Origin of the sequence: Pseudoalteromonas sp. BSi20311, assembly GCF_000239875.1 — a bacterium.
In the GTDB taxonomy this organism is placed as follows: Bacteria; Pseudomonadota; Gammaproteobacteria; order Enterobacterales; family Alteromonadaceae; genus Pseudoalteromonas.
Genome location: NZ_BADU01000015.1, coordinates 1 through 23,398 on the forward strand (window position 1 = coordinate 1; position 23,398 = coordinate 23,398).

At 40.4% G+C, this 23,398-nt stretch carries 20 protein-coding genes; 7 read left to right on the forward strand and 13 right to left on the reverse strand.

Annotated features, from left to right (window positions below):
- Window positions 1-128: 128 nt before the first annotated feature.
- Window positions 129-923 carry a YggN family protein gene (locus tag P20311_RS01700; RefSeq protein ID WP_008108973.1) on the reverse strand — a complete coding sequence of 265 codons (795 nt, stop codon included), beginning with the start codon at window positions 921-923 and terminating at the stop codon, window positions 129-131.
- Between the two features lie 388 nt (window positions 924-1,311).
- Between P20311_RS01700 and P20311_RS01705 the strand changes: the two genes are divergently transcribed.
- A complete protein-coding gene (locus P20311_RS01705) occupies window positions 1,312-1,497 on the forward strand; it encodes a PA3496 family putative envelope integrity protein (protein WP_008108975.1) in 186 nt (61 codons plus the stop codon).
- A gap of 71 nt (window positions 1,498-1,568) precedes the next feature.
- On the opposite strand, the gene P20311_RS01710 is transcribed toward P20311_RS01705, so the two are convergent.
- The 3 genes from P20311_RS01710 to P20311_RS01720 form a co-directional block, all read right to left on the reverse strand.
- Window positions 1,569-2,060, reverse strand: coding sequence for a glutathione peroxidase (locus tag P20311_RS01710; protein WP_008108976.1), 492 nt, complete (start codon window positions 2,058-2,060; stop codon window positions 1,569-1,571).
- 89 nt (window positions 2,061-2,149) lie between these two features.
- Entirely contained in the window at window positions 2,150-2,449 is a 300-nt protein-coding gene (locus tag P20311_RS01715; RefSeq protein WP_008108977.1) for an AzlD domain-containing protein, read from the reverse strand.
- Complete coding sequence (locus tag P20311_RS01720; protein ID WP_008108978.1) at window positions 2,449-3,150, reverse strand: AzlC family ABC transporter permease; 702 nt, start codon at window positions 3,148-3,150, stop codon at window positions 2,449-2,451. The genes P20311_RS01715 and P20311_RS01720 overlap by 1 nt, the downstream gene beginning before the upstream one ends.
- A 417-nt stretch (window positions 3,151-3,567) precedes the next feature.
- Between P20311_RS01720 and P20311_RS01725 the strand changes: the two genes are divergently transcribed.
- The gene (locus P20311_RS01725) at window positions 3,568-4,224 is read left to right on the forward strand and encodes a cytochrome b/b6 domain-containing protein (protein ID WP_008108979.1); all 657 of its coding nucleotides are present in this window, start codon (window positions 3,568-3,570) and stop codon (window positions 4,222-4,224) included.
- 51 nt (window positions 4,225-4,275) lie between these two features.
- On the opposite strand, the gene P20311_RS01730 is transcribed toward P20311_RS01725, so the two are convergent.
- Together P20311_RS01730 and P20311_RS01735 are read right to left on the reverse strand one after the other, a co-directional pair.
- Window positions 4,276-4,728, reverse strand: a complete 453-nt coding sequence (locus tag P20311_RS01730) for a cytochrome c (RefSeq protein ID WP_008108980.1) — start codon at window positions 4,726-4,728, stop codon at window positions 4,276-4,278.
- Between the two features lie 77 nt (window positions 4,729-4,805).
- Complete coding sequence (locus P20311_RS01735) at window positions 4,806-5,276, reverse strand: DUF2721 domain-containing protein (protein WP_008108981.1); 471 nt, start codon at window positions 5,274-5,276, stop codon at window positions 4,806-4,808.
- Window positions 5,277-5,509: 233 nt separating this feature from the next.
- Between P20311_RS01735 and P20311_RS01740 the strand changes: the two genes are divergently transcribed.
- The 4 genes from P20311_RS01740 to P20311_RS01755 all read left to right on the forward strand — a co-directional run bounded on the left by P20311_RS01740 (window position 5,510) and on the right by P20311_RS01755 (window position 12,370).
- Window positions 5,510-8,980: a S8 family serine peptidase gene (locus P20311_RS01740; protein ID WP_008108983.1), complete on the forward strand. Its 3,471-nt coding sequence runs from the start codon at window positions 5,510-5,512 to the stop codon at window positions 8,978-8,980.
- Window positions 8,981-9,108: 128 nt separating this feature from the next.
- Window positions 9,109-11,280: a S9 family peptidase gene (locus P20311_RS01745; protein ID WP_008108984.1), complete on the forward strand. Its 2,172-nt coding sequence runs from the start codon at window positions 9,109-9,111 to the stop codon at window positions 11,278-11,280.
- 160 nt (window positions 11,281-11,440) lie between these two features.
- Window positions 11,441-11,806 carry a DUF4870 domain-containing protein gene (locus tag P20311_RS01750; protein WP_008108988.1) on the forward strand — a complete coding sequence of 122 codons (366 nt, stop codon included), beginning with the start codon at window positions 11,441-11,443 and terminating at the stop codon, window positions 11,804-11,806.
- Between the two features lie 123 nt (window positions 11,807-11,929).
- On the forward strand, window positions 11,930-12,370 hold the full coding sequence (locus P20311_RS01755; RefSeq protein ID WP_008108992.1) for a YqaA family protein: 441 nt from the start codon (window positions 11,930-11,932) through the stop codon (window positions 12,368-12,370).
- Here the strand turns inward: P20311_RS01755 and folX are convergent.
- The 7 genes from folX to ycaO all read right to left on the reverse strand — a co-directional run bounded on the left by folX (window position 12,347) and on the right by ycaO (window position 20,931).
- Window positions 12,347-12,703 carry a dihydroneopterin triphosphate 2'-epimerase gene (folX, locus tag P20311_RS01760; RefSeq protein WP_008108994.1) on the reverse strand — a complete coding sequence of 119 codons (357 nt, stop codon included), beginning with the start codon at window positions 12,701-12,703 and terminating at the stop codon, window positions 12,347-12,349. The genes P20311_RS01755 and folX overlap by 24 nt on opposite strands.
- 3 nt (window positions 12,704-12,706) lie before the next feature.
- Entirely contained in the window at window positions 12,707-13,261 is a 555-nt protein-coding gene (gene folE, locus P20311_RS01765) for a GTP cyclohydrolase I FolE (RefSeq protein WP_008108996.1), read from the reverse strand.
- Window positions 13,262-13,286: 25 nt separating this feature from the next.
- Window positions 13,287-14,006: a dihydromonapterin reductase gene (folM, locus tag P20311_RS01770; protein WP_008108997.1), complete on the reverse strand. Its 720-nt coding sequence runs from the start codon at window positions 14,004-14,006 to the stop codon at window positions 13,287-13,289.
- A 127-nt stretch (window positions 14,007-14,133) separates the two neighbouring features.
- Window positions 14,134-14,970, reverse strand: coding sequence for an ammonia-dependent NAD(+) synthetase (nadE, locus tag P20311_RS01775; RefSeq protein ID WP_008108999.1), 837 nt, complete (start codon window positions 14,968-14,970; stop codon window positions 14,134-14,136).
- A gap of 73 nt (window positions 14,971-15,043) precedes the next feature.
- Window positions 15,044-15,676 carry a YceH family protein gene (locus P20311_RS01780; protein WP_008109001.1) on the reverse strand — a complete coding sequence of 211 codons (633 nt, stop codon included), beginning with the start codon at window positions 15,674-15,676 and terminating at the stop codon, window positions 15,044-15,046.
- A gap of 41 nt (window positions 15,677-15,717) precedes the next feature.
- Window positions 15,718-19,053, reverse strand: a complete 3,336-nt coding sequence (locus tag P20311_RS01785) for an ATP-binding protein (protein WP_008109003.1) — start codon at window positions 19,051-19,053, stop codon at window positions 15,718-15,720.
- Between the two features lie 117 nt (window positions 19,054-19,170).
- The gene (gene ycaO, locus P20311_RS01790) at window positions 19,171-20,931 is read right to left on the reverse strand and encodes a 30S ribosomal protein S12 methylthiotransferase accessory factor YcaO (protein WP_008109006.1); all 1,761 of its coding nucleotides are present in this window, start codon (window positions 20,929-20,931) and stop codon (window positions 19,171-19,173) included.
- 156 nt (window positions 20,932-21,087) lie between these two features.
- Between ycaO and P20311_RS01795 the strand changes: the two genes are divergently transcribed.
- A complete protein-coding gene (locus P20311_RS01795; protein ID WP_008109008.1) occupies window positions 21,088-23,376 on the forward strand; it encodes a penicillin acylase family protein in 2,289 nt (762 codons plus the stop codon).
- Window positions 23,377-23,398 lie beyond the last annotated feature (22 nt).

A 23,398-nucleotide genomic window follows, 5' to 3' on the forward strand; every position in this document is an offset into this window, starting at 1 on the left:
CCGTGAGTAGATCCGCTCAACAGTCTATTATTTGAGTTAAATGGTTTTAAATAGGGTATAAAAGGCAAAATGCGGCATAGCTTAAAAGCAAATGCCGCAAAGGGAGATTAATGCGGGGTATTATTCTATTAGTGCTGTTTAATAGTAAATAGCTCATAGCCTTTTAATGCAGGAACTTGAGCGGTTAGTTGCGTTTCTTGTTGTGCTATTTCAACAAAATCATCACATAATGAATTTGCACGCTTTTCAAGTGTTTTGGCATGCAGCTCCACTTTTTCTTCTATTTGTGCGCCCATATTTTCCATGCGCTCTTCAAATGCTTGCATGTCACCGCCTGAACTCATTAACTCAGAGCCCAATGCCACTAAAATGCTGCCCATTGATTCCATTACTGCTGATTCAACTGCTGTTTCTATTTGCTTTTCAAGCTGCTGTTCAAAGTTTTCACCAAATTGAGTAAAGCTTTGTTGGCCCATTACAAAAGTACCTTGCTGATAAAAGGTGCTTTCAACCTCTTGATGAATATCGTCCATTAAGGCTGAAATATTATCGAGGCCGTTAATATTAAACGCATTTGCAACTTCTTCTAATGCTACACCTGCAATTTTAACCCCTTCAAGGGCAATATTGGCCACTTCAGGTAATTGCACGCGTAAATTGTCTGTGTAGTCGGTCATTGCTTGGCGCTGTGTACTATTTAATGCTACTTGCTCGCCATTGATAGACAGCTCACCTTCAGCGGTAAATAGCATGCGCTGATTATTGGCTTTAAAAATTTCTAATTCATTAGGTTTGATGCGCACATCGTTCTTAAATTCAACGTTACATTCATCGTTACTAAATGAAATTGAAGAGTCGCTAGTATTGTGAGCCATAGCTACTGGAGCGCACATTATTGCGCTAACTAATAATAATTTTTTCATGTTTATTCTCTGTTTTTTTGCTGATGATAATTAACTTATAACAAGTTTGATGCCAATAGTTTTTAGTGTTTAAAAACAGTTGGTTGAGTGTTTTTGGCTGAGGTGTAGTTAAAAGCAAACTTAAAGGAAAGGCTAAGTTTTGGTCAAAATAACCAATAATTAAATGCTAATAAATAAAATTTATCGATACGATAAAAAACTCTCACTTTCCACAATTGAAATTTAGCGCTATTTATTCACAATACTGACACAGAGACTATTTAGGATAGCGATGTGGCTTTATTTTGACGTAAATTTGTACAGTGAATTTATGTTGAACATTTTAATTTCACCAATTATCGCGATATAAAAATCCGAGGTTGGTCTCAAACACTTTATGGAGTGGGTTGTGGGTAAGACATTTAGTTACGATGCGCTAGATGATGATTTTGTTGAAGACGAATACGAAATGGTCGGGCGTAATCAACACGACAAGAAAAAGCAAAAGGTAAAAAGAAAGTTAGAGGATTACCTTGAGCAAAAACGCTTGCGTAAAAATCTAGGTGAAGATGACTTAAACGATTATATTGATTAGGTTGCCGCTAGTACAAATAAGCGCTGTAGTTGGCAATAAAGAGGCTTTGGGCCTCTTTATACTTTTTGGGGTTAAGCCTTAGCTGCAAGCAGAGCTTTTTCAATTACTTTTTCTAGTTTTTCAGGTTTGGTAATAGGCGCAAAGCGCTTAATGGGTGTGCCATCAGCTGCTATTAAAAACTTTGTGAAGTTCCACTTAATTTTTCGTGTTAAAAATCCAGGCAGTACAGATTTTAAATAGCGGAAAACTGAATCTGTGTGCTGGCCATTTACATTTACTTTTTCTGCGATTAAAAAATTAACCCCATAATTTATTAAACAACCTTGCGCTATTTGCTCTGAGTCTCCGGGCTCTTGCTGACCAAATTGGTTACAAGGAAAACCTATAATGACTAAGCCTTGGCTTGCATACTTTTCATGTAATGCTTGCAACGACTTATATTGATAAGTGAATCCACACTCACTCGCGGTATTTACTATTAGTACAACTTTACCCTCAAACTCTTTAAAGTCGATTGGCTGGCCTTGCAGGCTGGTAGTCTTTAGCTGATGGAATGGGTGCATATAAATACGCTTATTATTTGTTTATTTTGCATAGTTTAACCTTTGCGTGATGATCTACAAAGTCTAAGTCACTTCTACAGCGCTTGCTGCTAATTTAAAATTAGAAATAGCCCCATACCGGCCAAGGTAGTTAAGTAAATATTATGAGTTTTGTAAGCAACAACAATAGCGACTATAGCTGCACTGAGATAAGGGTTTTGCCAGTTTAGGTTTATACCTTCGTCATTTATAAATACAATAGGCACCCAAATCGCCGTTAAAACCGCAGGTGCACTAAAGCTTAAAAACTGCTGCATTTTAGGCCCTACTTTAAATGGTAATGCGCGGTGTAAGAATAAATAACGAGTAAAAAAGGTAATACATGCCATTAGCAAAATAGTGGTCATCATTATTTGGCATCCTTATTTTGCACTAATCTGGTAACAGCGTAACCTGCGCTCATCGCGAGTAGTGCAGAGCATACTAACCACAATTCAAAGCCTGTACTTTTTAATAAAGTGGCACTGATCCCTGCAACAATGACGGTGACTAAAGTGGCTAAGTTTTTAATCCCTGGAATTACTAAGGCAATAAAAGTTGCTGCAATTGCAAAATCGAGTCCTAAATTAGTGAGGTCTGGAAGCATAGTACCGGCTACAATGCCAATTAGAGTCCAAATATTCCACGCAATGTAAAAGCTAAAACCTGCGCTCAATGCATAAATTAAACGGGTTTTAGTACGATAGGCGCGAGGGTGGTGCGAGAAGGCAAAAAGTTCATCAGTTAACACAAAGCTGACAGGAAGACGCCATCGCATGGGTTGCTCAATCACTTTGTGACGAACCGCCAAGCCATATAAAAAATGGCGAGAGCTAATAATAAACGTGGTAAAAAGAATGGTCAGTAGAGGGGTATTACCAGCAATGAGCTCAATTGCAACCAGCTGCGCTGAGCCTGCAAATACCAGTAGCGACATGGCTTGAGTTTCAAAAGGGGTAAAGCCATTTTGTATTGCTAACGAGCCACATAAAATGCCCCAAGGAATAACTGCTAAACACAGTGGCAGCATATCTAAAAAGCCTTTTAATACTGGTTTTTTAATTGATTGCATGTGTTTTACTCTGCGCACTGGTAGAAAGACTCATTAGGATACCTCAAGGTCTGTTGACCTTTGCATATTAAAATTTGTTCAACTAGGGGCGATTTAATCGCGGCGCGAGGTTTGTAACCTAGTGGGCTAAGTAAAAACCGAGCAAAGCTTCCGCGTCCTGCTCACGCCCCTTACCTACATCCATGTAGGCAACAAAGAGTTAATCGCCCCTAGACAGAACCCTTCGGGCAGCGCCTGTTTGGCATTGATGCAGCGTTATCGCCTATTTATGGGGAATAACCACACCACATAGGCTCTGTCTTGCCTAAATACCAAACAGACTGCTGGAAATTTAATCTTGAAAGGTTAACAGACCCTTAGATTAAGATGCTAAAATAGTTAGCGTTTTAGATGATACTTTTTTTTAGGGAAGGTGCAATGTTTAAGGTAAAAGTGTGGGATGGTTTTGTAAGAAGCTTTCATTGGTTATTAGTATTGAGTATTGCTGCGCTTTATTTTAGTGCTGAAGAGGCCATGATAGAGCTACATTTTGTGGTTGGCTTTTTTACCTTAGCGCTTATCTCAACACGGATTATATGGGGCCTCTTTGGCAGTAAAACAGCAAAAATATCGGCATTACTGCACTCTCCTAAATCGGTGCTTGCTTCTTTTGCTGGCAAAAAAACAAATGAGGTGGGCCATTCTGCACCAGGTAGTTATATGGTGTTATTATTTTTTATTCTGCTCATAGCGCAGCTAGTAAGCGGTTTAATGAGCAGTGATGGCATTTTAACTGATGGCCCGTTAGCGCAGTATGTATCAAGTGATACCATTGATTTTGCCAATTGGTTGCACCATATTAATTTTGATATTTTATTTTATGCGATTATTTTGCATGTTGTGGCTATTATTGCTTACAAAGTGAAAGGCAAGCCTTTGGTCAAAGCAATGATCACGGGTAATAAAGCACTAGCAACAAAAAGCTCAGAGCCAGAGACAAAGTCACCATGGGTTGCATGGGTTATATTTTTGGTACTACTGGTTTTATTAATGAGTACCTGGGGAAGTGAGCATTTAAGTTATTTGCTTAGTTAAAAAAAGTGGCGCTAATACAGCGCCATTTTTGTTTTTAATACACCGTATATATTAGTCTTTGAATTGCTTATGACAATCTTTACAGCCTTTAGCCCATGCACCAAACGCTTTACCAATAACAGCTTTGTCACCGGTTTGAGCTGCTACAGCAAGTTCATCAGCATATTGTTGAAATGCTGTCGCTTTTTTCATAAAAGTATCGTTTTCAGACCATACCGCAGGAAGTGCTGATGTATCACCCTTATCAGTACCTGCGTAAAAAGCTTCCCAAGGCATTTTAGACAATGCCGCTGCGTTATTTGCACGCTGCTTAAATTGCTCTGCATCAAAAGGAATTTTACCCTTAAGCATGGCACCCATATCGCCTATTTGAACTGAAATCATAGAGAATGCAGCTTGGCGATACTCAATCGCATCACTCGGCTCTTTAAATGCAGAATTTGCAGATACGCTAAGTGCGCATGTAGATAGTAATGCCCCGATAAATACTTGTTTCAATTTCACTTTACTCTACTCCTTAAGGGTTCTTTAATTATCTTTGTATCTTAGCTCAGGCTTTAGTTCAAGATAAAGAGCTGGTTTTAGTCATTTATATCAATATCAGCAAATATCATTCCTCGACGCATACTGCGGGTTGCCAAAAAAACCTCGCCAAGTAATGACATAAATGCACATATTAGCAATGCCATGGCACCAACAAAACAACTACCGATAGTGACACCTAAATTAATCGATTGTATGTGCGATAAAAACAACAACATAACTACTGCACATACTAATAATGCGCTTAAGACACTTAAACTAAATGCAATATGAATGCAGCGAGAGCGCTTAAGAAGAGCTCTTAATTCTGTGGTTAAGGATAAGTTAAACTCTTCATCAGTACTAACTTTTAATTTTCGTTCTAACTGCCTGGCTCTATCTGTAATACGAGCTAAGCGGTTGGATAATACCCCGAGTGTTGCCGCAATACCGGTAATTAAAAAAACGGGTGCAACGGCTGTTTGAATGACCTTAGCCATAGTTAAAATATTAATTACATCGTTGTTCATTTTACTCTCAATTAAAACTGTATCATTTACAATCATTCACAATTAGTTTTTGTTTTTTATTACATTAAAATCAATGTTTTATGATGTTATTTTTGTTGGTGTGTGCTTTTTTGTAACTTAAATGTAGCAATGCTGTTGCTCCTGCAAAGGTTAACGTTTTATATTCGTAGTTATCAATCAATGGAATTGAAACTAGTAAATACAATAATACATAACCTATCCTAGGGGAAACGATGTCTAATAATATAATTAAAAGAACAGCAATCGCGACTGCTGTATCAAGTGCATTTGTGGCAACACTTGCCAGTGCTGCGACTTTGCCAAATGCTACAATGACTAACAAGCAAGTAGAGCAAGTAAAAGAAATAGCTGCTGATAAAAAAGCGCCTTCAGCTCATATGATTGTTTTAAAAGCAAAAACTTCAGTTGATGCAGTGGCAGATGGGACTTACCAAGTATCATCTAACCGTGAAGTAACCGCTCAGGTTGAGCAGCTTCAGGACATAATGGCGGTTGAGCTTAGCAGCCTAGATTTTAATGCTAAGGTAATTGGCAAAACTAAAATTTTAGCGCCAACGTTAATAGTTCAAGCAACGCCTGAAGCGTTAGCAAAAATTGCAAAAGATGATCGTGTTGCTAAAGTTTTACCAATGTTCGATCGCGAGCTACATGTTGCAGCAAGCTCAGAATATATCAATGCAAAACCACTTATAACTGATGGAATTGCAAGTGGTAAAGGTCAACGTGTTGCAGTACTTGATACAGGTATTGACTACACGCACGCAGCGTTTGGTGGTGCTGGCACAGTTGAAGCTTATTTAGCAGCTCAAGCTGATCCAACATCAGTTGCATGGCCACAAGGCATTGTACAAGGTGGTTACGACTTTATACGTGATGATGCTGATCCAATTGAAAATGATGCCGCTAATTCACCTTCTACAGGTGCTCCAACAAACCACGGTACATCATCTGCAAACTCTGTAAATGGTATTGCTCCTGACGTTGAACTGTACGCTTACTCAGTGTGTGGCGGCGGTTGTCCGGGTGCTGCACAAGCAGCCGCTTTAGAAGCCGCAATGGATCCAAATGGCGATGGTGACATTTCAGACCGTGTTGATGTAATGAATATGTCATTAGGTGGTGAGTTTGGTGATACTTACACGGGTGGCGGTACGCAATTCCTAATTCAACGAGCCGTTGATTTAGGTGTAAACATGGTTATTTCTGCCGGCAATGACGGTGACAATCCATTCCGTGTAGGTGGTCCAAGTACAACACCTAATGCACTATCTGTAGGTGCAATGACTCACCCAACAACTGAAATCGGTGTTGCAACAGGTACTGTTGCTGGCGTTGAAGGTAATATTCAGCCATCAAGTTTTGGCCCACAAGAAGCATATACAATTTCAGGTGCAGATATTGATTTGGTTTACCCTGATGCGAATCAGAATGGTTGTGATGCGTTCGCTGCGGACGTAGATTTTACTGGTAAAGCAGTATTAATCGACCGTGGTACGTGTGCATTTACACAAAAAGTATTGAATGCACAAACAAACGGTGCTGAGTTTGTAATGATTGCAAACAACACAGACGATGGTACCCCAGCACCTATGGGTGGCTTTGATGCGGACGTAACTATTAAAAACGTAGGCATTAACTTTGCTGCAGGTGCAGCTTTAAAAGCTCAATTAGCTGCTGGCGGCCCTGCAACATTTGATATTAGCGTTGAAATTAAAACAACGGCAGGTGCGGTTGCAACATTCTCATCTCGTGGTCCTTCTATGGATGGGTTATTAAAACCAGAAATTACAGCGCCAGGTACGAGCATTGACGTAGCAGCAGCAGGCACGCAAACAGGCACAAACCCGGTTTCAGGTACTTCTTTCTCTGGCCCAATTACAGCAGGCGCTGTTGCAATGATCCGTGAAGCGCATCCAGATCGTAATGCGTTTGAGATTAAAGCAACAATCATGAATGCGGCAAACTTAAACGTAACTAATGAGCCTCTAGCGATTAATCCTGATTCAGAGCTTGCGCCAATTAGTATGATTGGTGCTGGTTTAGTTGATGTTACTAAGGCGGCTAACTTACCAGTTGCGGCATGGGTTCATAACAGTGAGTTTGATACTAAACAAGCTGCACTATCTTATGGTTTAGTAAGTTTAGCAGAATCAGGTGCAATTACTAAAACAGTGACAGTTAAGAACTTCTCTGCAGATGCAAAAACTTATAACCTTCGCACAGAAGCGCGTTACCAAAGTGATATTGATACGGGCGCAGTTAGCTGGGATTTCCCTGAATCTATAACTGTACCAGCAGGTCAAGCGATTAACTTTGACATTACAATGACAGTTGATCCAAGTAAATTACCTGCATGGGAATTGGAAAATCCATTCAGTGCAGAGGATATTGCAGCAAGAAGCGCTGCATTAACATCAGTAGAGTTTGATGGTGCGTTAGTATTTGATGATGCATCTACAGATGGCGATCACGATTTACATGTTGTTTATCATGCAATGCCAAAAGCTGCGACTCAGTTGAGCTACTCACCTGAAATTGTTAACAATGAAATGGCATTGGTTATTGAAAATACAGGTCAAACTGAAATTTCTCCACAAGCTGAAAGTATTGTTGCAATGGGGACAGAAAAATCAGTTGAAGATGCTGAGTTTAATATCCTGTCTACTACATTCTCTGCATTTAATGCAGATTTCTGTGATTCAGGAATTTATATTACGTCATCAATACAACTACGCGATCCGTTAACTCATACTTTCCAAGCGGGTTATAGAATTGAAATAGATACTAACAATGACGGTGTATCTGACCAGTTCATGCAAAACTTAAATGACCGTGGTCGCACAACTCCATTCCCAGGTCGTAGCCGCACATTAATTGGTATGACTGATGGCGCTGGTAATGATGCATGGCAATGGGGTACGCCGCTTTTCCATGCTGCGGGTGAAGATACAGTTACTTTCTCAGGCTGTTCAGAGTTAATGAATATTGATGCGTCGCTTCTTGGCGAGCCAATGAATTTTAAAGTTTCTGTGGGTTATCCTAGTTACCAAACAGGTGTTTTCTCTGAAACAGACAGCGTAACAGGTTCAACAGTATTTGGCGTACAGCCAGCAGTTGAAATGACTTCTTATGAGACAGGTGAAGCAATTTCTTCACTTAAACCTGGTGAGAAAGCGGTTGTTTCTGCAAGCGGCCCGTTTGCATTATCGCAAGGTTCAGGTACTAACGTTATTAAAGTAATGGCAGCTGAAGACCTAGAGTTACCAGACGTTGAAGCACCAATGCTGGTTGGTGGTGAGTTTAGTGTTTCTGAAGATGCAGCTGATGGAACTGTAGTAGGTGCGCTTACTATTGAAGAATCAGACTTAGACTTAGCTATTTCAGAGTACTATGTTCAATCTAATACAAACCTTGGTCTTGCTGTTGATGCAGAAGGTCAAATTGTGGTTGCAGATAATACTTTATTAGCGGGTGATACATCTGCAGAAATGGAAGTTGTTGCGATTGATGTTCGTGGTAATGTATCTGCACCTGTAATGGTAGCGGTAAGTATTACAGCGAAAGTAGTACCACCTGTAGTTGTTACTCCAGAGCCAGCGAAGAAAAGCTCGTCAGGCTCATTAGCTTGGCTAACATTACTAGTTGCGCCGTTTGCATTTATGCGTCGTCGTAAGCAAAAGTAGTGTATTAACTTAAATGTTATTTAAAGGGAGCTTCGGCTCCCTTTTTACATAGCTTCACAAACTAAATCTCCGTGCTATTAAATATTAGGTATATTTAATAAAAATAATAACTACCGAGATTCCAATCAATGAAACATACCCCATTTGTTCTTACTTTTATTTCCTTAGCTATTTTAGGGGGATGTAACAAAGCTCCTGACGTTGAGCAATCAGCAAAAATTGAAAACGCAGCTGCTAAAATCGCAGTCATGCCGCCTATTGCGAAGAAAGTACCGTATAAAATGACAGTCCATGGCGACACGCGTATCGATAATTATTATTGGATGCGTGATGATGAGCGTAAAGCTCCTGAGGTAATTAGTTACCTTGAGGCTGAAAATGCTTACACAGATGAAATGCTTGCGCATACAAAAACGTTACAAACTTCGTTATTTGAAGAGCTAAAAGGGCGAATTCAAAAAGATGATGATTCAGTGCCAGTTAAAAAAGGTAACTATTATTATTCATCACAAACTCGCGGTGATAACGAATACGCAACTTATGTACGTAGTAGTGATTTTGCAGGCACTGACCAGCAGGTTATTTTAGATGTAAACGAGCTAGCTAAGGAACATGATTATTATGCCGTAAGTGGTTTAGATGTAAGTCCAAACGGCAATTTAATGGCGTATGGTGAAGATACGGTAAGTCGCCGTGTTTACAACATAAAAATTAAAGATTTAAGCACTGGTAAATTATTAGAAGACACGCTTGAAGGTACCAGTGGTTATGTTGTGTGGGCGAACGACAATAAAACGGTGTATTACATCAAAAAAGACGCGCAAACCTTACTTGGTTATCAAGTTTATCGTCATACGCTTGGTACGCCACAAAGCGATGATGAGCTGGTTTACGAAGAAACAGACACAAGCTATTACACTGGTATTAGCAAGAGTAAAGACGGCTCAGAAATTTATATTTGGCATAGCAGTACTGATGCATCGGGTTTGTCAGTGCTTAGTGCAGATGATGTAAATGCTAAGCCAAAGCGTTTAATTGAGCGTGAAGCCAACCTTGAATACAGCATTTCAAAATTAGGCAATACTTATTACATTGTGACTAATTTAAATGCGGTTAACTTTCAGCTTATGAAAGTTGATATTGATAAAGCCGGTGATAAAGAAAATTGGCAGAGTGTGATCCCTGCCCGCGAGGATATTAAACTCGAAGACGTTGAGTTATTTGATGACTTCTTAGTATACCAACAACGCGAAATGGGCCAATCAACACTGATTGCGCGTAATTTAACATCAGGCAAAGAGTTACCACTAAGCTTTAACGACAGTGCGTACACAATTAATGCGTACGGTAATAACGAATTAAACAGCGATACGCTGCGTGTGTATTACACCAGTATGACGACGCCGGGTTCATCTTATGATGTTAATTTGGCCACTGGCGAAAAAACATTATTAAAACAGCAAAAAGTGTTGGGTGATTTTAGTGCAGATAACTACGCATCAGAACGACTATTTGTAACGGCTCGAGATGGCATTAAAGTGCCTGTGAGTTTAGTTTATCGTAAAGACATGTTTAAAAAAGATGGCACCAATCCGTTGCTACAATATGGTTATGGCTCGTATGGAGCGACCATGGATCCTACCTTTTCTAGTACGCGGTTAAGTTTGCTTGACCGTGGTTTTGTATTTGCCATTGCGCATATTCGTGGTTCGCAAATGTTAGGGCGTCCTTGGTATGACGCGGGTAAATTACTGACTAAAAAGAATACCTTTAATGACTTCGTAGATGTTACTAAATCATTGGTAGCTCAAGGGTATGGCAATAAAGAGCAAATTTTTGCCCAAGGTGGCAGTGCTGGTGGTTTATTAATGGGCGCAGTGGCAAATCAAGCGCCTGAGCTATATAAAGGTATGGTGGCTGCGGTTCCATTTGTTGATGTAGTAACCACTATGCTAGATGAGAGCATTCCTCTGACAACTAACGAATACGGTGAGTGGGGTAACCCTAACGAAAAAGCATACTATGAGTATATGTTGTCGTATTCACCGTATGATCAAGTAAGCAAGCAAGACTACCCTAATATGCTAGTAACAACAGGCTTACATGATTCGCAGGTACAATATTTTGAGCCTGCCAAGTGGGTGGCTAAGCTGCGAGATTACAAAACCGATGATAACAAGCTACTGTTTAAAATTGATATGGAAGCAGGGCATGGAGGGGCGTCAGGTCGTTTTAAGCGTTTGGAAGACACGGCACTTAACTATGCGTTTATGCTTGATTTAGCGGGTGTTAATAAGTAATTGATACAGGCAAAACAAACAAGCGCAGCTATTGGCTGCGCTTTTTTATTTTTAAATATACACAAATGCTTTGCATTGGATAAATAAGCATTTACATTAAGGTGGCTAATGAGTATGAATGTCATTTTAGCGCAAAATAAAAACGATAAGGGAGAGTGTTATGGAACAAAATCAAGAGATTAAAGTGGTGAATAAAGATGACAGAACATGGGCTATGTTATGTCATTTAAGTGCGCTGGCAGGGTTTATCATCCCGTTTGGCTCAGTATTAGGCCCATTGATTATTTGGCTGATTAAAAAAGATGAAATGCCTATAGTTGATGTGCATGGTAAAAAAGCACTTAATTTTCAGATCACTATGGCTATAGCTTATTTTGTGTGTTTTTTACTTATTTTTGCAGTGATTGGTTTGATTTTGTTACCAATGGTAGCGATTTTCTCATTTGTGATGGTTATTATTGCTAGCGTAAAAGCTAATGATGGTAAAGAATTTAATTATCCGCTGAGTTTAAATTTAATAAAATAACAGCCATGCAATCTAGCCAAGGCTTTGTTTGTAAGATTGCAAAGCTGCGGCGTATTACGCTTGCTGTAGGTTATTAGCTTATCAGCGTTATTCCCTCGTTTTATTGTTAGCCATAAGGGTAACATGCTTTATATCACCTTATTTTTAACTGCCTTTATTTCGGCTACCTTATTACCCAGCTCGTCTGAAGTGTTAATGGGCGGCATGATAGTACAAGGCAATACTCACCTAGGATTAATTTGGCTTTCGGCAACTTTAGGAAATGTATTAGGTAGCTGTGTTAATTATTGGTTGGGAACACAGGCATTGCGTTTTAAAGATAAAAAATGGTTTCCAGTATCTGAAAAAGGACTTGAAAAAGCCCAAAAGCAGTTTAATAAATATGGGGTATATAGCTTACTGTTGGCGTGGTTACCTATTGTTGGCGATCCACTAACCGTTATTGGCGGCGTGTTTAAAGTGCGCTTTAGTATGTTTTTAGTGCTGGTAACACTCGGCAAAGGGCTACGTTATTTAGCTGTAATAGCCCTTGCCGTTGGATTATTTGTGCCAGTCGAGAGTTAGCGACACGGAGTCTGCAAAGCGCAGCGCATGGGGTTTATCCACCCGGGCTTTGGCATAATTTACACTTGGATGTGAGTGGCAAACAGCAAGGATTTCAGCAACTAGCTTTTCTAGCAATAAAAAGTGGCCTTGCTCAACTAAGCTAATCACTTCTTTAGTTATTACTTTGTAGTTAAGTGCTTGCTCTACTTCATCTGTTTCACAAGCTTGATCTGCCGGATAATGAATTTCTAAATTAATAACTACATCTTGTTTTTTCTCTCGTTCATCAGGGTTAAAACCAATAAACGTGCGTAGTCGTAAGTTAGTTACATTAATTATTGCGTTTGCCATACATTATCCTTTGATCAGCTGTAAAAACTCATTACGTGTTTTCGGATCGGCTCTAAAGTTACCAAGCATAACCGAGGTACGCATACTTGAGTTTTGTTTTTCTACGCCACGCATCATCATACACATGTGCTTTGCTTCAACAATGACGCCTACACCTTTGGCACCAGTTACTTCCTCGACCGCTTTGGCAATTTGATGGGTAAGTTGCTCTTGAATTTGAAAACGGCGAGAGAACATATCCACAATACGTGCAAACTTAGATAAACCTAATACTTTGCCATCAGGAATATAAGCAATGTGGCAACGACCAATAAATGGTAATAAGTGATGCTCACACATAGAGTAAAGCTCTATATCTTGTATCAATACCATGTCGTCAGCATCTGAGGTAAACACGGCATTATTCGTGATTTCGTTAAGCGTTTGGCGGTACCCTTGAGTTAGGTACTCCATCGCTTTTGCTGCGCGTTTTGGGGTGTCTAGCAACCCTTCGCGTTCTGCATCCTCACCTACCGCGGTTATAATTTTTTGATAGCTTTCTTTTAATTCGTTATGCATAAGTTTCTCAGTTTTATTAGATGACTTACTTAAGATGGCGACCACCATCAACAGGTAAAGCGCGGCCTGTGATGTAATGGCTGTTCAGTAGTAGGTCAATACTATTGATAATTTCTTGGCATCCAGGTTCTATGCCCATTAATGATTTTTTCAATGTTTTTGCTCGGTATTGCTCATCATCGTGTTGGTTAAAAATAATCAATGAAGGGGCAATAGCGTTTACTTTTATCTGCGGTGCAAATTTAGCGCTAAATGATTTAGTTAAATTATCCAATGCGGCTTTGCTGGCCGCATAAGCAAGGTGCTTTGGGCTGCCCGTTTCAACTACATAATCAGTGAGATGAATAATATCTGCCGGTTGATTAGACTCTGCGTGGTAACGCATCAGCAAATCAGCGCAATGTAAGTTGACTAAGTAAGGGGCTTTGGCATGAATACGCATCATGTTATCAAACAATTGCTCAAACTGTGGGTTATTAGCTTCGCAGTCCCAGCTTGATGCGTTATGAATTATCGCCTTTAGTGATTCTGTATGTGCTTTAAGTAATGTAATAAAAGTACTAATACCCTGATCAGAACTAAAGTCAGCATAAAGACAAGTCGCCCCTTGTTTCTCTAACAAATCTACAGCCTCATGACGGGTACGGTAAGTAATAATGACCGCTTGCCCTTGGGCTATAAAATGCTGTGCGAGCGCAAGGCCTATGCGTTGTCCTGCACCAGTAATCAAAATAGGGGGTGTCATAAAATATAAAACTCTCTGTTGGCAAGCGTTAAGGTTAACCGTTAAAAACCTAAGCCGCTTATTTTCACGCCATATTTACGAAATATATAAGCGGCTAGATCAGTTAAGTTATACTTATAATATTGATTTAAAAAGCATCGTATACTGTTGGGATCGGCTGGCGCTTATGTTGCGTGCGCTGGAAAATAGCAATCAGCGTTTGCTCCACATACTCTGAAACCGGCTTGCCTTCTAAGAAGTCATCAATCTCTTCATAGCTTAAGCCAAGCGCTTCTTCGTCAGTCAAACCTGGTCTATCACTTTCTAAATCGGCAGTAGGTGCTTTTTCAACTAACAGTGCTGGTGCGCCTAACTCTGTTGCCAGTGCTCTTACTTGACGTTTAGAGAGACCAAACAAAGGGGCTAAATCACAGGCGCCATCGCCAAACTTAGTATAAAAACCGGTAATATTTTCGGCGCTATGGTCGGTACCTACAACGAGTCCTTGGCAAAACCCAGCAATTTCGTATTGTGCAATCATGCGTTGGCGTGCTTTCACATTACCTTTAATAAAGTCTATTTTTTCTTGTGTTGGCAGAGGTTGGCTATTTCCTGCTAAAGTTGCCATTGTTTGCTCGTGCAGCGCGTCGGTAGCAGGCTGAATATTGACTGTCATACGCGTGCTAGGTTGAATAAAATCAACCGCCATTTGTGCTTCGCTTTCATCTGCTTGAACGCCATAAGGTAGGCGCACAGCAATAAATTGATATTGCGTGTCTTGGTGCTCTTGATTAAGTTCATTAATAGCAAGTTGGCATAATCGGCCACAGGTTGATGAGTCTACGCCACCACTAATACCCAGTACCAGTGAGGTTGAGTATGCGGCTTTTAAACGTGCTTTAATAAAGTCTATTCGGCGTTTAATTTCAGCGTTTACATCAATACTAGGCTGAACTTTCATCTCAGCCATAATTTCGGCGCGCATGGCCCGCTCCTTAAAGTTAAAAAGTTTTAATGCTCAAAAAAGAATAGCTATTATGTGATTTCAAATTACACAATTAAAGCCCTATATACTCTTTTATTTGTTTAAGTTGAGCTTTTAGTTCGTCAATTTCAGCGAGTAGGTCATTGAGCTCTCGGTTTTCTAGCTCGTCTGTCATGGTTTGTGTTGCTACAGGGTCATCGTTCTCTGAAGAAGGAGCTGCAAATAAATGGATAAAACGACTATCACGTTTACCAGACTCACGAGGTAGCTTCTTAACATGGCTATTTTCAATCAATTGTGCAAGCGCTGCTTCAACGTTGTCAACATTGTTAAAATCAGCTAAGCGAGCGCAACGGGTTTTTAATTCACCAGGTGTTTGGGCACCTCGCAATAATAATAAACAAATAATAGCGCGTTGTTGTGCGTTAAATTGTAAGTGGCTAAATGGGGTATTACAAAAGCGATGGTCGTACTTAGATACGCGGCCACTGAGGCCTTCATCTTCTGTTACTAAGCGTAAGTCGATTAGCTCGGCGATAGTCGCCTGAACTTGCTGTTGACTTAAGTCGAGCACAGGAGCGCGGTTTGATTTTTGGTTACAGGCATTCGTTAAAGCATTTAATGATAGCGGGTAATGTTCAGGCGTTGTTATTTGCTTTTCCAATAAACAGCCAATAACTCTTTGTTGTTCAATTGATAACTGCATAATATCCCTTACTTCATCGATTCTATTTTAAGCTTACACTGTTATTTAGCGCTAAGCCATTGTTGCAATTTAGCATGCATAGCGGGGCCATCGAGAGGCTTACTTAAATAGTCATTCATACCAGCGTTTAAGCACTTCTCTTTATCTCCGTGCATTGCATTAGCCGTAAGAGCAATAATGGGAATGGCTCGATTCTCTTGACCCGCAAGGCCCTCTCTAATAGCCATGGTTGCTTGGTAACCATCCATAATAGGCATTTGGCAATCCATTAGAATAAGTTGATAAGTGTTTGCGGTTGCTTGATTTAATTTAGTTAGTGCATCCTCGCCATCCTCTGCAATATCAAAGGTGAGCTCGGCTTGTTTTAATAATGCACCGGCAACCACCTGATTTACTTTGTTATCCTCAACTAACAATACATGGCCTTTCGCTTTTTTCGGGGTATTAATCGCAGAGAGCTCTACCTCTTTGGGTTGTTCTGCCAGTGTTCCTTTTACCAGCGTGTCATATAAATCAATAGCGGTGAGTGGTTTAAAAATTAAGGCAGTTTCCTTGTCTCCATAAAATAAACTGCTTTTTGAAGAACTCATTGGAGCCATAATCAAAACGTGGCTTTTCTCTAAAAAATGTTTCAGCTTTTCAGCCTGAAGGTGTGCTACAGGCTCCAAAAAGCTACTGTCAATAATTGCCACATCTGGGGGCGTTTGTTGATGGTTACTTATATAAGCTTCAACCTCTTCATAGTCACATACTGCACTGACATCTGCGCCCCATAGCATTAATTGCTTCTCGGTGATGGTGGCATTCATTTCACTATTATCAACAATCAGGATCCGCTTTGCTTGTATATGTTGGCAATCTAAATCAAATGCTTGGTCTATCACTGAGGTAATATTGACTGAAAAAGCAAAGGTGCTGCCTTCATTGGGTAAGCTATTTACACTTACTTCGCCTCCCATGAGTTCGCACAGCTGCTTAACTATTGCCAAACCTAAACCAGTGCCGCCATATTGCCGCGTTGTTGATGCATCAGCTTGAGTAAAAGAGTCAAATAACTGTTTTTGCTTATCTAAACTAATACCAATGCCGGTATCAATAATCGCGCACTCTAAAGTTGTATTGTCGAGAGTTTTTTCTATGGTGGCGGTTACCAGTACTTGTCCGTTTTGAGTGAATTTTACGGCATTGGCAATCAAGTTATTTAAAATTTGTCGCAACCTATTTGGGTCGCACACAATCTCACTAGTGCTTACATGCGTAGTATCTAAAATTAATTGGGTGTTATTACTTTCGGCCTTGAGCGCAAACGACTCAACAATTTCGCCGAGTAATTTGGGTAGATTAAATTGAATGTTTTCTATGTCTAACTTACCAGCTTCTATTTTAGAAAAGTCTAAAATATCATTAATAATTCCTAATAGAGATTCCGCTGACGATTGAGCCAGTTTGATATGGTGACGTTGCTGCTGATCAAGCGAGGTCGTTTGAATAAGGTTAAGCATGCCTAAAACCCCATTCATCGGGGTACGAATTTCATGACTCATGCTAGCTAAAAACTCACTTTTAGCAATCACAGCTTGTTCTGCGGCTTCTTTTGCTTTGACCAATTCTGCTTCAGTCTCTATGCGTTGTTCACTAGAGTGAAGACTTCCTATTAATGCCCCGATGGCAATTAAAAAACCTTCTTCGTTTTGCGTCCATGCTCTAACGGTTGCTTGCTCTGCGCACACCACACCTATAGAGCCGCTGCCCGCGGGGATCATCACACAGAGCATTGCTTTAATGGATGATGGCTCTAGATAGCTTTTTGCTATAGGGGCGAGGGAAGCTTGTTGCTGAGCGTTCTGGGCGCTAAAAACGGCTTTGTTCTCTAAGCTGGTAAAAAAATCAGGGATGTCTTGCTGGCGCCAAGGGGTATTGTTATCACTGTTATTTTGGCTATAGCTCGCGATAGGAGTAAGCTGAGTTTTATGTTTATCAAACAAGCGAATGCTCACAGTATTCACTTTAAGTGCACGGCAAACCGCACGAGTTATAAGCTCTTTTGATTCGCTTAATTTGCCATTTAATATGTGATCGCTAATAGTTAGCGATGCTAAGGTTTCGTTAAAGCGAGCTATTTTTTGATCTTCTATTGCTACTTTTTTACGGGCATCTATATTTTGTAATGAGCCGAATATTCTAATACAACGCCCATTTTTATGCTCTGCTTCTCCATGTATTAGCGCCCAAATCACTTCGCCTTTGGCATTAATAACTTCTAGTTCGGCTTCGTAACTTTCACCATATTTAACCGCCCTAGTAATTAGTTCAGCTGCCTTATCTCTGCTTTTACCTTCTTTAAAATAATATAAATCGGATGACCATTTAGGTTGCTCATCTAAAGGGTATTCAAATATCTTTTTGGTCATGTCTGACCAAAACACCTGTTTTTTTTCTAAATTAAATGACCATGCACCCACTTGCGCTAGGTTACTCATTACCTCGAGCATTTTTTCGTTTTCGTGTTCTCTATTGAGCATTTTTAAAAACAATAAAAATGCAAAAATAAGTAAACTCAAAATAACGATGATAACGATACGTAATGGCCAGATAGACGATGATGCCGGTTGCCAGCCGGTTTTTGGCACCACATAGAGCTGCCAAGCTCCGCCTTGGAAGTTTAGGCTAAACTCAAGCGGATTTTGGCTGGTAATTGTTGGGTCGCCAAAGAAAAACTCACCTTGTTTACCTAACCCGTTGCGTCCTTGAATAGCAACAGTGTATTTTTTTTGTAATTCAAAAATCCCTGCGTTGTTATAGACTTTCTCTATATCGAGCACCACAGAAAGCAGCCCCCAAAAAGACTGGTCTTCAGGCAAATACACTGGCACTCGTGCAATCAAAGCCTCACTGCCTTGAACTAACGTGAGTGGCCCAGCCATTACAATGGTATTAGTATCACGTGCTTTAATGGCATCATCACGTTGCGCCTTATTCTCTAAAAAATTGAGTCCAATGGCTTTTTCATTCCCTTCAAGCGGGTAGGTCATTGTGATGATCATATCTGGTGCAGCACCAATATTGCGAAGTTCGTTAGAGGTATTAAACAGCGGAGCGGCAATTTGCCCAAAACGTGTTTGGCTCAAATTAGGCTCGGCAGCAACGGCTACAGCCAAACCACGTATTAACTGAATATTCGAGACTAAAGTAGCTTCAAGCTGGGCTCTGTAGGTGCTTACTTGAGAAAGTACTTGTAAACGGTAAGCATCTTTTGCACGATTATAATTAAGCCGATCAAGCACTAAGCTTGTTATTGCAATTAAACTGATTGCAAATAAAAAGGTAAGTTTAAGATTATAAACAGATGTGCGTTTACTTTTACGCTGTTGCCACATAGGGTGTAATTAAATTGTTAATATAGAAAGCTTAACTATAGCTAATTAACACCAGAAACAAAAATGGCGCAGTGAAATATGCGCCATTTTCTTTTTAGCTTTAAACAAGCTCAGATATTATGAATCACTGACTTCTCGTGCCCAATGCTGCTGTTTCGCAACATGTAACTTACGGTAGCCATCCAGTAATGCGGCATGCTTTTTAAAGCCTTCAAGCGATAAACCTGGGAAGGTTAAGCCGTTAAAGCGTGTGCGACCTTCTGCAATCTCAATCGCTAGGGTTACATTGTTAGCGCCAAACATAAGCCCTAAAGCGTCTTGGTAGCTTGCATACTCACGTTCGTCATCATATTTAATTTCCAGGATTGCTTTTAAACAACGGAAATGACGCATTGCGTCTTCATTGACTTGGCCGGTATGTAAAATCCAGTCAACCCAATCAATCGCTTCTTCGCTACCTGCCGCTAAGCATAAGTGTGCTTTCAGTTCACCAATACGTAGAGTATGCCAAGGCGTATCGGCATCGGTTGCTAAGCCAATGAATTCAGCCGCGCGAATAATATCGCTGTGACCAGCTTCTTCTAAGCTATCGTAAATTTCCATCAGTTGCTCAGTGTCATACTGATCTAGTGATAGGAAGGTTTCACGGAATTTAGCCCCTTCGTTATTATTACGCCAAATAAGCTCATCTACCGGGTAAATATCAGACATACCAGGCACTAAAATACGACATGCATACACATTTAAGTGGGTGTAATCCATGATGTAGATATCATGGCCCATGCTGTGAATTAGATCAGTACAGAAGTTATATTCTTGCTCAGTTGAGCCACTAAAGTCCCAATGTACAAATTCAAAGTCAGCTTCAGAACGGAAAAAGTCATGTGAAATTAAACCGCTTGAATCAATAAAGTGCAGTTCAATGTTTTCAGGTGTGGCCACTTCGTCGTTGTCAAAAGTAGCAGGTTGGAATACGTCTAGTTGATCTAGGCGACGACCTTGCAGTAATTCGGTAACGGTACGCTCTAGCGCTACTTCAAATGAAGGGTGAGCACCAAAAGAAGCAAATACAGAGCCATCTACTGGGTTGATTAGCGTAACACTCATTACAGGGTATTTACCGCCAAGTGAGGCATCCGCAATACGTAAATGGAAACCATGGCTACGAAGTTCTTCACAGGCTTCATGAATTTTAGGGTATTGTTTTACTATTTCTTCAGGCACGATAGGTAAGCTAATGCCTTCGGCAATAATACGGTTTTTAATAGCGCGTTCAAATACCTCAGATAACCCCTGTACACGGGCTTCAAATTTAGTATTACCAGCACTCATACCATTGGATACAAAAATATTACCAATCACGTTCACCGGAATATAAATTTCTTGGCCGTCGCGCTGGCGAGTATAAGGTACAGTACAAATACCACGTTCAAAATTGCCAGAATTAAAGTCATAAAGGTGTGAAGCGGTTAATTCACGCTCTGGGTCGAAGTAATCCCATAAGCTCTCATCCATAATCCCTTGTGGTACTTCATCTTCTGCTACTTTAAACCATTTTTCGTTCGGATAATGGGTAAAGTCACCATTGGCAAATTCTTCACCTAAGTAAAAATCAGCAAAAAAGTAGTTACAGCTTAAGCGCTCAAAATATTCACCTAACGCAGAAGCGATAGAGGCTTTATCAGTGGCACCTTTACCGTTAGTAAACATCACACCACAGTCGCTATCTTTTATATGAACTGAATAACAGTTTGCTACAGGGTTAAGCCATAGCGCTTCTTCAATATTAATATTTAGCGCTTTTAGCTTGTTTTGCATGGTAGAGATAGACGACTCTAAATCGCGGTCTTTACCTTTAATAAATGTTTTTTCAGTCATTTTGATCTCAACTAGGTCTGCACAATACATGAACTGTGTATTATCGTGGATTTTGATGTTTATTTCACCCTTTACCCGCTTTTCGTAGCGTTTTTAATAGAACGATTATGAATATATGCTAATAATAGTTTATTGAAATAGTTGAAGGGTATGTTTATGTTTAAAGTAATCAAGCGGTTGCTATTGGTTGTTGTGGTTTTAGCGCTCGCTGGTACTGCCATTGTTTACGGCGTTTTGACCTTAAGTTTACCTACCCTTGATGGTAAAGGTCGAAGCGATGCGGTGACACAGCCTGTTAAAGTTGCTCGAGATACCCTTGGCCAAGCTGTTATTACTGCAGCAACTCGCCACGAAGCTGCCTATGGCTTAGGTTATGCCCACGGACAAGACCGCTTTTTTCAAATGGATTTACTTAGACGTAATGCCGCTGGTGAGCTCAGTGAGTTATTTGGTAAAGCTGCGCTTGCTCTTGATAAAAAAATGCGCTTTCATCAATTACGTAAACGTAGCCAAGCTATTTTAAAAACTCTCCCTGAAGCCGATAAGCAACTACTAAAAAGTTATGCTCAAGGAGTAAACGAAGGACTTGCGCAAATAGGGTACCCAAGCTTTGAATACTTACTCACAGGGGCTGAGCAACAGCCATGGCAAAGTGAAGATAGCCTGTTAGTTATTTTTAGCATGTACCTAGACTTACAAACCGCCACCTTTGAACGCGACCAAGCTTTAATTCAAATACAGCAGCAATACGGCGCAAAAATGGTTGAATTTTTAACTCAACCAAGCCAATACCAAGCAGCATTAGATGGCAGTGTTTTAACACCTTATACCCAAACTATACCCCAGTTACCAACGCAGTCATTAGCGGCGATTAAAACTATTACCGCTAATTTAGAAGTAGGCAGTAATAACTGGGCAGTAACCGCAGACTTAACTAATACCCAAGCTGCGATGCTTTCAGATGATATGCATTTATCAATGGCGGTGCCGGTTATTTGGTATCGCGCACAACTTAATTACACCCATGACAATCAAGCTTATCAAGTAACCGGTGTTTCGTTACCAGGGGCGCCTGCCATTGTGGTTGGCAGTAATAATAAAATTGCATGGGGATTTACTAATGGTTATATAGATACAGCCGACTGGGTGGCATTAACTGATAGCAGTAAAACGTGGCAAGTAAATGAAGTGATTGCCTTACCTAATGGCAACAGTGAAACCTATCCATTAACGCTAAGCGAGTATGGCCCTGTTAAATACATCAACAATCAGCCTTATGCATTAAGTTGGGCAGCGCATCAGCCGTATGCCGTTGATATGCAATTGTTGCAGCTTGAGCAGGCTGAAACAGTGGATGATGCCCTTAACATTGCAAGTAACGTGGGTATTCCAGTACAAAACTTAATGGTGGTAGATAGCCAAGGCAGTGCCGCTTGGAAACACATGGGTGGTATTCCTGCGCGAACAGCACCCAGTGAGTTAGCCATTAATGAAAATGAGTATTCAGCAACTTGGCAGCAAAATGAAGTTATTCGCCCATTTGTTAAAAACCCTCAGAGTGGGCGCCTATGGACAGGGAATTCGCGAGTGGTTTCTGCTGAGGATAATGCACGTTTTGGTAATGGCGGCTATGCGCTTGGAGCCCGTGCAACGCAAATTCGCGATAGGCTATTTGAAAAACAACGCTTTAATGAAAGTGATTTTTATCAGTTGCAGTTAGATAACCAAGCACGATTTTTAATGCCTTGGCATGCCTTATTGCTTGAGCAGTTAAAAAAGCAGCCCGCGCGTTATAAAGATCACATAAATGCCCTCGAAAACTGGCAGCAATGCGCTTGCCCGCAATCAATAGGGTATACCTTAGTAAAGACGTATCGTGATGAATTGATAAATATTTTATTTAGCAGTATTGAGACAACACTCAACCAGCAAGATGGCACATTAAAATATGTGAAACGTGATTTAGAGCCCGCTGTTTGGCAGTTAATAAAGGCGCAGCCAACAAGTTGGGTTAATCCGCAGTTTACTAATTGGGAGCAACAATTACAGGGAGCCTTTGAGCAAACTCTCGCACAGTTAACAACAAAGTTTGGTAACAACATTCAAAACTGGCAATGGGGTAAAGTAAACGAATTAACAATTGAACACCCATTTGCTAAACAAATACCGATGCTTAGTAAGTTACTTAACATGCCAACAGCGTCGGGGTTTGGTGATAGTTATATGCCAGCGGTGCAAAAACGCGGTTTTGGTGCATCACAGCGATTTATTGCCCAACCTGGACATTTAGAAAGTGCTATTTTAACTGTGCCAGGTGGGCAATCAGGTCACCCACTTTCTGAATTTTATCGAGCTGGCTTTGATGAATATGTAGAGGGTAAGCACACCCCATTGTTACCGCAAACATTCATGCATCAAATTGAAATAGTGCCGATGAGCGACTAGCTTTGGGTGCAGAGTGAGCTAA

Excerpts from the sequence above, each read along its gene's own strand:
- P20311_RS01700 (WP_008108973.1), bottom strand. The coding sequence starts at position 923 with ATGAAAAAATTATTATTAGTTAGCGCAATAATGTGCGCTCCAGTAGCT.
- P20311_RS01710 (WP_008108976.1), bottom strand. The coding sequence starts at position 2,060 with ATGCACCCATTCCATCAGCTAAAGACTACCAGCCTGCAAGGCCAGCCA.
- P20311_RS01715 (WP_008108977.1), bottom strand. The coding sequence starts at position 2,449 with ATGATGACCACTATTTTGCTAATGGCATGTATTACCTTTTTTACTCGT.
- P20311_RS01720 (WP_008108978.1), bottom strand. The coding sequence starts at position 3,150 with ATGCAATCAATTAAAAAACCAGTATTAAAAGGCTTTTTAGATATGCTG.
- P20311_RS01725 (WP_008108979.1), top strand. The coding sequence starts at position 3,568 with ATGTTTAAGGTAAAAGTGTGGGATGGTTTTGTAAGAAGCTTTCATTGG.
- P20311_RS01735 (WP_008108981.1), bottom strand. The coding sequence starts at position 5,276 with ATGAACAACGATGTAATTAATATTTTAACTATGGCTAAGGTCATTCAA.
- P20311_RS01740 (WP_008108983.1), top strand. The coding sequence starts at position 5,510 with ATGTCTAATAATATAATTAAAAGAACAGCAATCGCGACTGCTGTATCA.
- P20311_RS01745 (WP_008108984.1), top strand. The coding sequence starts at position 9,109 with ATGAAACATACCCCATTTGTTCTTACTTTTATTTCCTTAGCTATTTTA.
- P20311_RS01750 (WP_008108988.1), top strand. The coding sequence starts at position 11,441 with ATGGAACAAAATCAAGAGATTAAAGTGGTGAATAAAGATGACAGAACA.
- P20311_RS01755 (WP_008108992.1), top strand. The coding sequence starts at position 11,930 with ATGCTTTATATCACCTTATTTTTAACTGCCTTTATTTCGGCTACCTTA.
- folX (WP_008108994.1), bottom strand. The coding sequence starts at position 12,703 with ATGGCAAACGCAATAATTAATGTAACTAACTTACGACTACGCACGTTT.
- folE (WP_008108996.1), bottom strand. The coding sequence starts at position 13,261 with ATGCATAACGAATTAAAAGAAAGCTATCAAAAAATTATAACCGCGGTA.
- folM (WP_008108997.1), bottom strand. The coding sequence starts at position 14,006 with ATGACACCCCCTATTTTGATTACTGGTGCAGGACAACGCATAGGCCTT.
- nadE (WP_008108999.1), bottom strand. The coding sequence starts at position 14,970 with ATGCGCGCCGAAATTATGGCTGAGATGAAAGTTCAGCCTAGTATTGAT.
- P20311_RS01780 (WP_008109001.1), bottom strand. The coding sequence starts at position 15,676 with ATGCAGTTATCAATTGAACAACAAAGAGTTATTGGCTGTTTATTGGAA.
- P20311_RS01785 (WP_008109003.1), bottom strand. The coding sequence starts at position 19,053 with ATGTGGCAACAGCGTAAAAGTAAACGCACATCTGTTTATAATCTTAAA.
- ycaO (WP_008109006.1), bottom strand. The coding sequence starts at position 20,931 with ATGACTGAAAAAACATTTATTAAAGGTAAAGACCGCGATTTAGAGTCG.
- P20311_RS01795 (WP_008109008.1), top strand. The coding sequence starts at position 21,088 with ATGTTTAAAGTAATCAAGCGGTTGCTATTGGTTGTTGTGGTTTTAGCG.